Raw genomic sequence first — 11604 nt, 5'->3', positions numbered from 1 at the left:
TTAAAGCCGAAGATGACGGTATTGTTTACATACCGATTGCCCGTCTACGAAGCGCGAACGCTGCCAAGCCAGCCATGGCCATTACTGCGGAGGCAGGTTCTGGAACGGGAAGCTTGGACCAAGTAACCGTCACGCGCAAATGTTGCTGTGGAGGAATGACCGTACTGCCCATCGTGGTGGCCGTGGAGGGAATCGCCGTATCGGCGTCGACGGCGTTTAGCACTGAGCCTGGCAAGAAGTTTGGTCCCAAGCCGACAAAGCTCGCCAACACGTCGGCGCGGAGTATGCCTGATCCAAACACCAGATCAACGGCACCCAAGTTGAGTCCGCCACCCCCGGTGGCATTGGGATAAACAGCTTCCACCGTCACATAATTGCCATTGAGATTGAAGTTGCCGTTAACGTCGGAATAGAAGACGTCGTAGTTTTCGGTGGGCAACTGAGAAAAGTCGTCGTTACCGGGGCCGAGAACGCCGACTCCCAGTTGATTTGTCATTTCCGAGCTGTTGGGGGCGAAGGTAAACGGTACGAAAGGCCCGGTCGCTTCCCAGAAACGGACGCCTATCAGACCAGGGGTGCTAATTATCGCCGCCTGTGTGAGTTGGCTGGTCGTTAGCACCGCGAACATGGCGAGTGGTAAGGTCAGATGTTGGATTGATTTGAACATGAATTAGTTTTCCTATTTGAAAGAAAGTTTGTGCAATTTATTTCGAGGCATCTAAAGCGAGATCAATCGGCGACGTGTAACGACACTGCTAACACATGCCATGATTAGGAGGCAGGAACTTGGTTCAGGCACCGTGCGAAGCCGCAGGTCAGCGAGGTCGACATAACCACCCATGCCCTGAGGCAGGGTTGAATTCACGTAGGCCAACTGAGCTTCCATGATGCGAGTGCCGACGGGAATGGAGTTCCAGGGCACGCTAAAAGGTTGCCAACTGACGGGATTCGGGTCCAAGGCGGGTGTCACGAAAGCTGACGTGCCGAGGAACGTGTTGCTCGCGGTGAAATAGCGGATGTAGAGCGCCCCTACGGATCCCAACACACCGCCACCTGTCGTGAAATTCGCCGACAGCATGGCGTCGGCGTTGCCGGCATCGATGTCGGTAGCGAACGCGGCGACGTTCACATGCTGAAAGATTTGCGTGACGACCAGTCCGTCGTCATCCATCCGCAGCATGCCGTTGCCTTCCAAGGGAGTGGCACCAAATTCGGCGCCAACAACAGTCGAGTTTTCATCGCCCCACACATTCAAAGCGTATGGCGGACCCAGGACATTCAGATAACTTGTGAGTGGATTCGTGAGTGGCGTGTTGAAACCTGGGTCGGTCAGCAGGTTGGGGGTTAGCACGGCGAACGATGGTGATGTGGCAGTTAAAAGTGCCAGGCAACTCAAGCAAGTTGAGATGAAGCGTGGTTGAAGCATGGTGTGAATTCCTGTGTGATCTGGTACTAAGTTTGGAACTGATTGAGATTCGTGTGACCCTCCCCTAGCCCCCTCCCGGCCATCGTTTGGGTTGTTGGCGTGAGGAGATTACGGACCACTAACCCCTCCCGACCCAAGGTTTAGATTGTGGGCGGGAGGGGGGATGAAAACTTAGCGACGGCGGAGGAGAGTGCCCGCGAATCCGAAGATCAGCAAGATGCCGCTCGTCGGTTCCGGCACGGTTGTGTACAACTCGAACGCGAGGTCCTTGGAGTACTGGCCGATGTTGGCACCGTTGGGTGAGATCCCTGGGCCGTCGATGCCGTCGAGGTAATTCGTCGGCTGCATGTTTTGAAAAGGTTGGAACACGGTCGGCACGGTATAGCCGGCGGTGCCGGGGAGGATGCGCACATCGCCCCGCACGGCGTCATCTTGAAAGTGCCACACGGGTGTGGGAGAAGTCGCGGGGCCAACCTGGCCGATGATCGCTTCACCTGCAGGAAACGGAGGACCGGTCACATTCGGAGAGGCGAGCGTGTTCTGCTGGGTGTAATCGCGATTATGCCAGCCCCAGCGAGTTTCTTGCGACGAGGGATTGTAAGGATCAAGCGTATAGCCCACGGGCACGTCGACCATCGCGACGATCTTCAGCCAGTACACCGTGTCGGGTTGCTGGGGGAACGGCAGATTGAGATGCAATTCGGCGTTGTATTCGTAGAGCGATTCACCCAAGATTGGATCGGGACCACGAATCACCTTTTCTGAAAACTCGCCACCGGGTGAGAGGTCATTATTAATATCACGTGTGACGACCTGGTTGAACTTGATATCGCCGGGACGACTGAAGGGATTGGTCGTGCTTTGGGGTATGTCGTTCTCGAACGAGATCAAGAACTTATTTACCGGCAGCGCGGGGTTAATGAAGTCGTTGAAATAAGAGCCCCACCATTTCACATGCACGACGGGCGAAGAAAAATTGTCCGCAAAATCGTCGGCCATGAAGCGGCCTTGGTAGACGGGGATGCCTGGAGCGGTGCCCTGAAATCCATACGCGGTGCTCAACTGGTCGTGCCCGTAGTAGGTATCGAGCAAGCCGTTGTCGTTCGGAATCTGCGTGGCGATCATCGGTTTTTGGCTGAACTTGGGGACATCGCGGCCCGGCAGCGGGTCGGCTTGTGTTTGACTGGTAATGAGTGCGACACAGCAAAGTGAATAGAGAAGCGGTCGAAACGTTTTTGTATTCATGAGATCATCTCCGTGTGAATTTGAATTGTGTTGGAATCGAGTTGAAGGAGTTTCAGGCACGTCGACGCATGACGATTCCTCCTAGACAGAGCAAAGCTAATGCGGCCGATGTTGGCTCGGGGACGTTGTAGCTACCGAAAATCTTGTCGACCCGCAGGCCCGTAGGACCACCACCCACCTGACCCACGAGGAAGTCGAGCGTGTTAAGTCCCACGTTGAACCCGCTCGTCACCGAGAAACCGACCAAGCTGCTAAAGCCAGCTGAAACTTGACTTGTAGAAATCCCATTAATAAGGATGTCGAGACCGGGGTCGTCGGTGGCCCACATGCCGGTAAGCACGACGCTGCCAAGGTTGGCGTTAGCTGGCAAGTTGAACGTTGTGCGATACAGATAGTTGCCATTCGGTCCATCGCTATACTGCGCACTGGTACCAATCCAACGCGAGAATGGTGGGTTATTGGCGATCCAGAACGACGGGAAGGGATAGACCGTGTCGTCGACGGCCGCGGGCGTGAATGATCCGAGTGGAGAACTAATAACGGTGTAGTTGCCGTCAAGGCCCAGGGTAGGCAAGTAATTGCCACTAGCATCGAGACCCGTGTTGTAGAGATTGGCGATGGGAACGGCCCAGGCCGTTAGGGAATACAGAGTTAATTGAAAACTGAGCAGACAGATGAGAAGTTTGAAAGTTCGCATGGAATTTCTCCGAGTCGTGTGTTGATTAGCAGTGCCTTGGAATGAATTGAGAGTCGATTAGAAGTTCTTGTTTGGCGACTTGCGGCCAAAATTTCGCCAACGATCATGACGTCGCGACGAGCGTGTGGCAGCCGCTGAACGACCAACGGGCATCTTGCCGTCGCGGTGATGGCGGATTCGCTCGAAGGTGACGTTCTCTTCAAAGCTGTCGTAAAGTCCGCCGAAGTTTTCCAGAATTTCAAGAGTGGACATGGGGATCGATCCTTGTGGAAAGAATATATGTGAGAGTGAATTCAAATCTTGACGTGGTCACCGCTGGCGTGGTGTGCGTTCGTCGGTGCTTGTCGAGCAAGCGTTGCTCGGCAAAGTTCCAGCCAGGTGAGGGTTACGGGCTTCGACAGATAACCAGTTGCCCCGGACGCACGCGCAGCGAGTTCGTCTTCTGCCGAGTAAGAATCACTGACTAAGTAAAATGGCGTTGTTGGCCGCTTCGCCTTGATCAATCGCAGCAATTCAATGCCGGTCATGTCGGGAAGCGACATGTTGACCACCCAGAGCCGTGGGGGTCGCCGTGAAACGAGCTGCAGGGCCTCGTGTCCGTCGTAAGCGTGGGAGAATTCTAGTCCGGCCTCCTTGGCCGCTTTCATTAACGTCGGATATTGAGTGCGATTGCCGTCGACGATCAGTAAGTCGAGTTGTTGTGTGGAGTGAAGTCGCATCGTCACCTCCTCAGTTGATAGCCTTGGCAACGTTGAGTCGTTGCTTACGCAAAGAGGACTTCGCAAGCGATGTGCCACGATAAGAAAAAAACACTCCATGAGATTGCCCATGGAACGTAAGTCTTGCTGTGCAAACAAGAAGAAAATTGCGATACGCTATTCGATCAAGGCAACGGTCATCACAGAGGAATCTTGCCCCGTCCGACTATGCGACATAAATGATCGTTATTGACTAATGTCAGTAGGGCAGTTCCGTCCGTTTGTGAACACATTTCAGTGCGCAAAATAAAGCAAGATTTGCCGAGGGGGAAAACTGAGTGCGCAGAATGCGACTTAACGGCAGAACGCCGTTGCGAAAATGTGTTGCTTAGTGATTGCTGTCAGGTGGCAAGGTATTAATACCGAGTCTGGCAATCTTGCGCAACAGGGCTTGCCGTGAAATATCAAGCAGCCGTGCGGCTGCACTTTTGTTGTAGTAAGTATGTTCGAGTGTTTGCACGATCAGACGACGTTCTTGCTCTTCGAGTTTGGGCCAATGGCCATCATCGGCCGGCAAGTTGTTGGGATGCTGTGGAAATCGTGGCTGTTGTTGAAGTGTGGGCGATGAAGGCCAAGATAATTGATAATTCCCTGCTGAAATCGGCGACAGAATCCGCAAGATCGTTTCGCTCGAGATCCAGTAATCGTCCGTATCCAACGCGGCCTGTTCGAGCAGATTTTTGAGTTCCCGCACGTTGCCCGGCCAATCGTAAAGTTCCAGTAACTCCTTGGCACCATGGGTGAGTTCGTGTCGCGGGTGGCCTTGTTCTTCAAGTTCCTTCAGGAAGTGGACCGCAAGGACACCGATGTCTTCGGGGCGTTCGCACAGTGGAACCGTCTGAATGGTCACCACACTCAGGCGGTAAAACAGATCTTCGCGGAATCGACCTGCCACCACTTCCTGACGAAGATCGCGGTTCGTGGCAGCCACCACGCGGACATCGACCGGAATCGACTCATGGCTGCCGACGGGAATGACAGCACGTTCTTGGATCACGCGCAGCAATTTCGCTTGTAAGCATAGAGGTAATTCACCGATTTCGTCGAGAAAGATCGTGCCATTATGGGCAGCGCGAAAACAGCCCAATGAGCCTTGATCGGCACTGGTAAATGCCCCTTTGACATGGCCAAAAAGTTGGCTGGCCATGAGTTCGTCGGTCATGGATGCACAATCGACAGGGACGAAAAGTGAATTCGCGCGCGGGCTCCAATCGTGAATTTGTCGGGCAACGAGTTCCTTGCCTGTGCCGCTTTTACCGCTGATGAGAACCGTTGAGCGGAACAGCGCGACGCGCGAGATGGAGTTGAGCAGTGTTTGTGAGGCGGTCGAAACGCCAACGCAACGCAAGCTTGCGGAATTTGCGCTCGAGATGTTGGTCTTGCTCATTAGCACCCCCTGCAATTGCTGGCCGACAAAGAGAAGAGTGATGCGCGGCTGACTAGCTGATCAGATCAGATGCCGAGGGAGATTCTAGGCTGGAGTGAATTCGAGAAGCAAGTATCTCGACGAAAAATCTATCAAGTTAATCTATAAAGATTCAGTTTCAGCAATTTCTCTGCTCAGAACTTGGACAGTGCCTAGGATAAATCCCTCTCATAGGTGGTGAAAATTAATTCATGCGCGAATTATGTGCCCACAATCCAAGTGCTGGGTTGCTGATGTAGAAAATCTCTTCGCCGTTGTGGGTCTGCATGCCGTCGCGGAGTTGTTCGATTGGATAACGGCGTGAATATTCCGCCAGATCGCCATACCGATAGCCAACGCCTTCGACTTCTTCGCGCGTGAGTTCGCCCGGGCAATAAGTGATCGTGAAGCGATTCTCCGACGAGCCGTGGATCAAATGGGCCGCCGCCGACAGATTGGATCGTAGGTCTTCATTCTTCGCCACAAAGTCGAGCACCTCGGGTGTGGTGCGATAGCCATATTTACGAATCATGCGGTCGATCTCGGGATCTTCGCCAAAGGTACGCACCGATGGCCCCAACACAACAAGCTCACCCCCATCGGCGATCGCCATCCGCGTGCGATAGATCGATTTGTTTCCCAGCCAAGTGCTGTGAAATTCTTCGGGGTCGAGAAAAACCACGACCTTGTTAAGCGGCTTGGGAACCATTTCGAAGTTCACGGCCAACGACAATTCGCTGGCCCGCTCAAAGCATTCGACATCGTCGCCGATATAGAGGCCGCGGACAACCAGTTCCCGCGCCTCGTTATAGCCGACAACTGTCTGCACGTAGAGCAGCGGCAGATGCTGGCAGAAATTGTCCTGGGCGTAGTTCAAGATTTTGCGCAAGGGATTGTCAGCCCGTCCGAGGATGCGTTCGATGCCGTAGACCGCTCCGACGTAATGACTCTCATTGATACCGCGAACGCCGCCGGTGCCGACAAACAAATTCTTGTTGTAGTTGGCCATGCCGATGACTTCGTGCGGCACGACTTGGCCCAGCGACAAAATGAGATCGTGCCCCCCTTCCCAAATTAGGCGGTTAAGCTGGCAGGGCCACGGTTCGCGATAGATCCCATCGGTGACTTGGGTGACAAACTCGGCGGGGACTTCGCCGATGGTTTCGACGTCGGTCCGCCAGTTGTGGTAACGGAACAAATCATTTGGCACGCCGGGGAACATCTTTTCTCGCTGCCAGAGCGGCATTTCAAAATGGGTGCCCAGTGCCGGCAGCACGTCGACCAGCGCCTCGCCATAGTATTCATGGCTGAGGCAGGTGAGTTGGCCAGCACGGCTATTGAATCGCGTGAAGTCCGGCGGGACCGCGATCACCCGTTTGCGCACGCCGAGTTGGTCGAACACGCCAAACAGTGCGTTGCGAATGTCGTTCTCAGAAAGCTCGGTTGTTGGCGAACCGGTGGCAAAGTAGAGCATGGCGGAAAAAGGTAAGTGGAAACCAGAATTAGCCGTGATTCAACGAATCGTTGTGCGGTATCTATCCTACTCAAATCCACATCGATTCGCAGGGCCTGCCGCGCTTGCTCGAAGTTTTGCCACGGAAGATAATTGCAGCATGCCCACGCCGCTTGACCCCCCTGCCCCGTTGCGCGAGCCGCATTTGCTGAAATTTCGGCTGAAGCAGATGTTTTTGGTCGTGACCCTTTTAAGCATCTTATGCGCCTTGGTGGCTCTAACGGACGGCCCGGTTCCATGGGTGATCGTGATCGGTGCTTTGCTGGTCGGGGCCCACGTGTTGGGGAATCTCATCGGCACCCGATTGCGAGATACCTCCACAGAAGTACTACGCTGGCGAAACGCTGACCCGCGCCAGTCGCCCGACGATCCACACGTTACTTCGGCTGATGAGCTTGCGAATCTGGTCCTCTTGCCGGAAACCAATCTGCGGAACTTTGGTCGCTTGGTGCGCGGGATCAAATGGATGCTGCTCGCAGGTTTAGTGGTGGGGTCCACTTTGGCCGGCAGCGTCGTGTGGCTCACGATTGGCTATCGCATCGGTATAGCTGGTTGGGTCGTGGCAACAATTTCTGGCGGAGTGCTGGGAACTTGGCTCGCCTTTCTCGCCGTGAGCTTCACTGCGATCGCGCGCGACGCCTGGCGGCAAGCGCATGGACGGGATGTATAAGTACTGTCGTGTTAATTGAGGGAACGAGCTACTCCTAAGTCGGTGACATCCACCGGCGGTTCCTGCCCCAAGATGAGCGACCGCATCACCACGGCCGTGGCGGGGGATAGTTGAATTCCAGCGCGGAAATGACCGGCGGCGATCCAACCATTTTCATGGTGTGGCAGCCGGCCTAGATAGGGCAGATCGTCGGCCGTGCCGGGCCGCAAACCTGACCAGCTTTTCTCTAAGGTGAACTTTGCCAGTGCGGGGCAAAGCGTCCGAGCAAAATTCATTAACTCGGCCAAACCTTCGACTGTGTTTTGCTTGTCGAAGCCGACTTCTTCCTGCGTGGCCCCCACGAGCACGCGGCCATCGGGTCGTGAGGTGAGATAACGGGGTCCAGCATTGACGATCCGTCGCAGCATATGAGGAGGGCCGTTGAGTAGCAAAATCTGTCCCCGGACGGGGCGAATTGGCAGGCTCAAACCCAGCCCTGCGGCGAGCGCACCGGTCCAACAGCCGCTCGTGAGGCAATAATTCTCCGCCGAAATGGGGCCGGTGCTCGTCAGAGCAGCCGTGATCTTGTTGCCGGTTGTTTGCCAGCCCAAGACTTGGCAACCGGTACGCAATTCGACTCCCGATTTTTGGCACGCAGCTAGTAATGCCTTGAGATGACGCGGCGGGCGGACCTGAGATTCACTTGGCAGCAAAACGGCCTCACCCGTAACGGCCAACGCGGGCTCGAGGTCGCAAAGTGATGTGGAATCGAGCGAATGCTGTTCGAGTTGCCACTGCCACCATTCTTGTTGATTTCTTTGCAAGCTGGCATTGGCGGCGGGTGTGCCATCGGCGATGTAAATCGCACCGGTCGGACGGTAACCGTTGTCGATTTCAATAAACTCGCGAAGTCGTTCGTGCCACTGAGGATGCAGCTCGTGGCTGAGACCTTGAAGCTGCTCGTAAGCCGAGCATTGTGGCCACAGAGTGCGATTCGGTCCCGGGGGGAGCATACCCGCAGCGGCCCACGAGGCTTCACTCCCCATCGGGCCACTATCGACGATGCAGACTTTGGCACCGTGTTGGGCCAGCTCCCAGGCGAGCGACAGCCCCATCACGCCCCCGCCGATTAGCAGGACATCAAGGGTTTCAGAAGATTTGGCATACGCTTGCATGAGACAGTCTAAAGTCTACTTCAATAACCGCTTCAACAGGATGGGATCCACCTTGCCACGAAAGCGAATCTTGCCGTCGATCTCGACCACAGGCACGCACACATTGAACTCATCGCGGAGTTTGTCGTCGGCATCAATATCTTGAAGCGTGGGTTCAACTCCATGTTCGCGTAACGTGGCCAATGCGACATCACAAAGATGGCAACCTGTTCGAGTGTAAAGAATTACGTTCATCGGTGGTTTGTATCACGCGCGAATAGTGATGACTACATGTTGTGTTGTTGATTGGCAGTCATCTGTTGCCATTGAAGCGAACATAAATAATAAACATCCGTACACATGTCAGTTCCCGGCGAACCGAACTGTCCACCCCCGAAGGAGGGGGTGGCGTGGATCGCTTAAGTTCATTGCCAGTCGCCACTTAAGGCACTTGTTTGAACCCACAGTGGCCCGCAAGGTATGCTGGAATAAGCTTCAAACGGGCCCACCAAGTCTCCTTTTGGGCCTTCACAAGGGTCGAACATCCCCGCCTCTGACCTTTGAGAAGCTCTCCTTCGGGAGCCGCCGCAGCAAAGCCCCTTTGCCTAGAGGTTCCAACTATGAAATCACGACGACAATTCACCCGTAACAACTATCAAGATCGCCGCCCGATTGTCCAGTCGAAGGCCGTGTGGTCGCAGCGCGCACGCAATCTGCAACTTGGCAGTCGCGACGCCCGCGCACCTTTTGCGCCTCCCGAAGATTGGCACGAACCGACCGAAAATGGCGCGGATTACCAGATTATCGTCCAAGTTCCCGGGGATGGCTACAGCCACATTCTCACTCCGGAGCAAGTACGCGAGCGCTTAGCCCAGGTGCCGCAAAAGTTTCTCAAAGGGTTGGAGAATGTGCAGTTCAGCTGCATGACCCGCAAGAAGATGAGCTTTCCTTGCTACGGAATGCAGTGGGGCGCGACGCTTTACCTGTATCCTTTGGAAGAATCGCGCGAAGAAGTCTTCCATGCCCCACCCCGCCCTGAAACGGTCAACGAAGCCAAAATGTACGGTGGACGCTGGGATCGGCCCGATGCCTATTCCTGGCGGCTGACTTGGAGCGAGGAAGCATTGCAGGATTTTTATCTCAATAACATCCTGATCCACGAGCTGGGCCATTTGGTCGACGATCGCAATACCAACTACACGGACCGCGAGCGGTATGCCGAGTGGTTTGCGATCGAATACGGCTATTTGGCCAGCGGCGGTCGCGGAGCACGTCGACCGAAGACCGAGAAGGTGACAAAGCGTCATCACAAGTGGTAAGTGAAAGTGGATAGCCAAAAGACCAGAGTCTAGAGCCAGAATGTTTGGCTCTAGACTCTCGTCCCTCAGTTATTGGCTTAGATGATTTCTGGCAGTCTGCTGTCTTACCCAGCTTTTCTTGCTTTCTATAGCCATTTGCGGTGATAATTGACGCAGGCTCGTAAGCTTTCGAGCGAAACTCGCGTAGTGCCAGTAAAGAATTACGCTGTAAGTAATGTGCCAATAGGTACTGGCTTGGAGTGGCTTGCCAGCATGAAACGCAAACCGGGATTCACCCTCGTCGAATTGCTCACCGTGATTGGAATCATTGGCGTACTTGTGGCGCTGCTGCTTCCCGCGATTCAACGGGCGCGGGAAGCGTCGCGGAGCACGCAGTGCAAATCGAATCTGCGGCAGATCGGGCTGGCGATGACCCAATATCTCGACCGCCAGGGAGAACGCGGTAAATTCCCGATGACCGCGCGATTGCCGAAGACCGAAAATCCGAGCAAGCTGCCTTCGCTTTATGATGTGCTGGCCCCGTTCTGCGAAAATAATCGCGAGATTTTCCGTTGCCCCAGCGACTACTATAAGCAGATCCCTGATGAAAACGGCGACATCGCCGAGGACGATCGCTTCGAAACCTGGCACGAGCGGGAGGGTTTAAGTTATGAATACCCTTCCGTGCGGTTTGAGAACAGGACGCGTCCCGAGGTGTTGGATACTCGGGTGGGAACCGTGGGGACGGGCGAAGTCTGGATCGTCTATGACTTCGATGCGTTTCACGGCTCGCCGGGCGAAAATGGTGCGCGAAACTACGCATATCTCGATGGGCACGTCGACGCGGTTGTCGTTCCTGAGGAGTAATGATGGATAAGAATAAGATCATGTATGGTGCCACGGCTGTCGTGGTGTTGCTCTTCGCCGCGTGGGCTTGGGGCTGGTTCGACTCCAAAGAATACAGCAGCGATCCCAAAGTGGCTGAGCTTCAACAGATTCGCGACGAAAACGTGGCGAAGATGCAGGGCGGCTCCCCTGATGCTTTCCGCGACCAGCGCAACGCCATGCGCGAACAAATGGCTGGCCTCTCCGAAGCCCAGCGGGCAGAGTTTTTTGAGAGCAGTATGCCAATCTTCATGCCGATGATGGCCAAACGCTTCGAGGAGGAATACGACAAGTACATGGAGATGACTCCCGAAGAACAGCGCAAGGCACTCGACAAACGAATCGACGAAATGGAAGCCCGGGGTGGCGGACCGGGTGGCCCAGGAGGTCCTGGTGGCGGTCGCCCGCCGATGGATCCCAAGCGGATGAGCGAGATCGGCAAAAAGATGCTCGATTGGACCACGCCCGAACAACGCTCGAAGTTCGAAAACGGCATGCGCATGATGAACGACCGCCGCAAGGAACGCGGCTTGCAGCCCATGCCGCCGTTTGGTGGTGGTGGGTTTTAATCGTG

General features: G+C 55.0%; 14 protein-coding genes. 4 read left to right on the top strand and 10 right to left on the bottom strand.

The window, feature by feature from the left end; translation table 11 throughout:
- Positions 1 to 25 precede the first annotated feature (25 nt).
- From AC6T8Q_RS12835 to AC6T8Q_RS12800, 8 genes are all read right to left on the bottom strand, one after another.
- Complete coding sequence (locus AC6T8Q_RS12835) at positions 26 to 667, bottom strand: PEP-CTERM sorting domain-containing protein (RefSeq protein WP_500679456.1); 642 nt, start codon at positions 665 to 667, stop codon at positions 26 to 28.
- A 51-nt stretch (positions 668 to 718) separates the two neighbouring features.
- Positions 719 to 1426, bottom strand: a complete 708-nt coding sequence (locus AC6T8Q_RS12830) for a hypothetical protein (protein ID WP_500679455.1) — start codon at positions 1424 to 1426, stop codon at positions 719 to 721.
- A 171-nt stretch (positions 1427 to 1597) separates the two neighbouring features.
- Positions 1598 to 2671 (bottom strand): PEP-CTERM sorting domain-containing protein, encoded by a 1074-nt coding sequence (locus tag AC6T8Q_RS12825; RefSeq protein WP_500679454.1) that lies wholly within the window; start codon positions 2669 to 2671, stop codon positions 1598 to 1600.
- Between the two features lie 52 nt (positions 2672 to 2723).
- Positions 2724 to 3368, bottom strand: coding sequence for a PEP-CTERM sorting domain-containing protein (locus AC6T8Q_RS12820; protein WP_500679453.1), 645 nt, complete (start codon positions 3366 to 3368; stop codon positions 2724 to 2726).
- Between the two features lie 57 nt (positions 3369 to 3425).
- Positions 3426 to 3620 (bottom strand): hypothetical protein, encoded by a 195-nt coding sequence (locus tag AC6T8Q_RS12815; protein WP_496922857.1) that lies wholly within the window; start codon positions 3618 to 3620, stop codon positions 3426 to 3428.
- 41 nt (positions 3621 to 3661) lie between these two features.
- Positions 3662 to 4087, bottom strand: coding sequence for a response regulator (locus AC6T8Q_RS12810; RefSeq protein ID WP_500679452.1), 426 nt, complete (start codon positions 4085 to 4087; stop codon positions 3662 to 3664).
- A 367-nt stretch (positions 4088 to 4454) separates the two neighbouring features.
- Entirely contained in the window at positions 4455 to 5513 is a 1059-nt protein-coding gene (locus AC6T8Q_RS12805; protein WP_500679451.1) for a sigma-54 interaction domain-containing protein, read from the bottom strand.
- A 223-nt stretch (positions 5514 to 5736) separates the two neighbouring features.
- The gene (locus AC6T8Q_RS12800) at positions 5737 to 7005 is read right to left on the bottom strand and encodes a nickel-dependent putative hexonate epimerase (RefSeq protein WP_500679450.1); all 1269 of its coding nucleotides are present in this window, start codon (positions 7003 to 7005) and stop codon (positions 5737 to 5739) included.
- A gap of 139 nt (positions 7006 to 7144) precedes the next feature.
- On the opposite strand from AC6T8Q_RS12800, the gene AC6T8Q_RS12795 reads away from it, so the two are divergent.
- Entirely contained in the window at positions 7145 to 7714 is a 570-nt protein-coding gene (locus AC6T8Q_RS12795; RefSeq protein ID WP_500679449.1) for a hypothetical protein, read from the top strand.
- A gap of 11 nt (positions 7715 to 7725) precedes the next feature.
- Here the strand turns inward: AC6T8Q_RS12795 and thiO are convergent, their stop codons facing one another.
- The gene (gene thiO / locus AC6T8Q_RS12790) at positions 7726 to 8868 is read right to left on the bottom strand and encodes a glycine oxidase ThiO (protein ID WP_500679448.1); all 1143 of its coding nucleotides are present in this window, start codon (positions 8866 to 8868) and stop codon (positions 7726 to 7728) included.
- Between the two features lie 15 nt (positions 8869 to 8883).
- Positions 8884 to 9102 carry a glutaredoxin family protein gene (locus tag AC6T8Q_RS12785; RefSeq protein ID WP_500679447.1) on the bottom strand — a complete coding sequence of 73 codons (219 nt, stop codon included), beginning with the start codon at positions 9100 to 9102 and terminating at the stop codon, positions 8884 to 8886.
- Between the two features lie 365 nt (positions 9103 to 9467).
- Here AC6T8Q_RS12785 and AC6T8Q_RS12780 point away from each other — a divergent pair, with 365 nt between their 5' ends.
- From AC6T8Q_RS12780 to AC6T8Q_RS12770, 3 genes are all read left to right on the top strand, one after another.
- Positions 9468 to 10166 (top strand): hypothetical protein, encoded by a 699-nt coding sequence (locus AC6T8Q_RS12780; protein WP_500679446.1) that lies wholly within the window; start codon positions 9468 to 9470, stop codon positions 10164 to 10166.
- Between the two features lie 252 nt (positions 10167 to 10418).
- Positions 10419 to 11012, top strand: coding sequence for a DUF1559 family PulG-like putative transporter (locus tag AC6T8Q_RS12775; RefSeq protein WP_500679445.1), 594 nt, complete (start codon positions 10419 to 10421; stop codon positions 11010 to 11012).
- A 2-nt stretch (positions 11013 to 11014) separates the two neighbouring features.
- A complete protein-coding gene (locus AC6T8Q_RS12770; RefSeq protein WP_500679444.1) occupies positions 11015 to 11599 on the top strand; it encodes a hypothetical protein in 585 nt (194 codons plus the stop codon).
- Positions 11600 to 11604 lie beyond the last annotated feature (5 nt).

The organism is Bythopirellula sp., assembly GCF_041737835.1.
GTDB lineage: Bacteria > Planctomycetota > Planctomycetia > Pirellulales > Lacipirellulaceae > Bythopirellula.
This window is presented reverse-complemented; position numbering and strand designations above follow the sequence as displayed.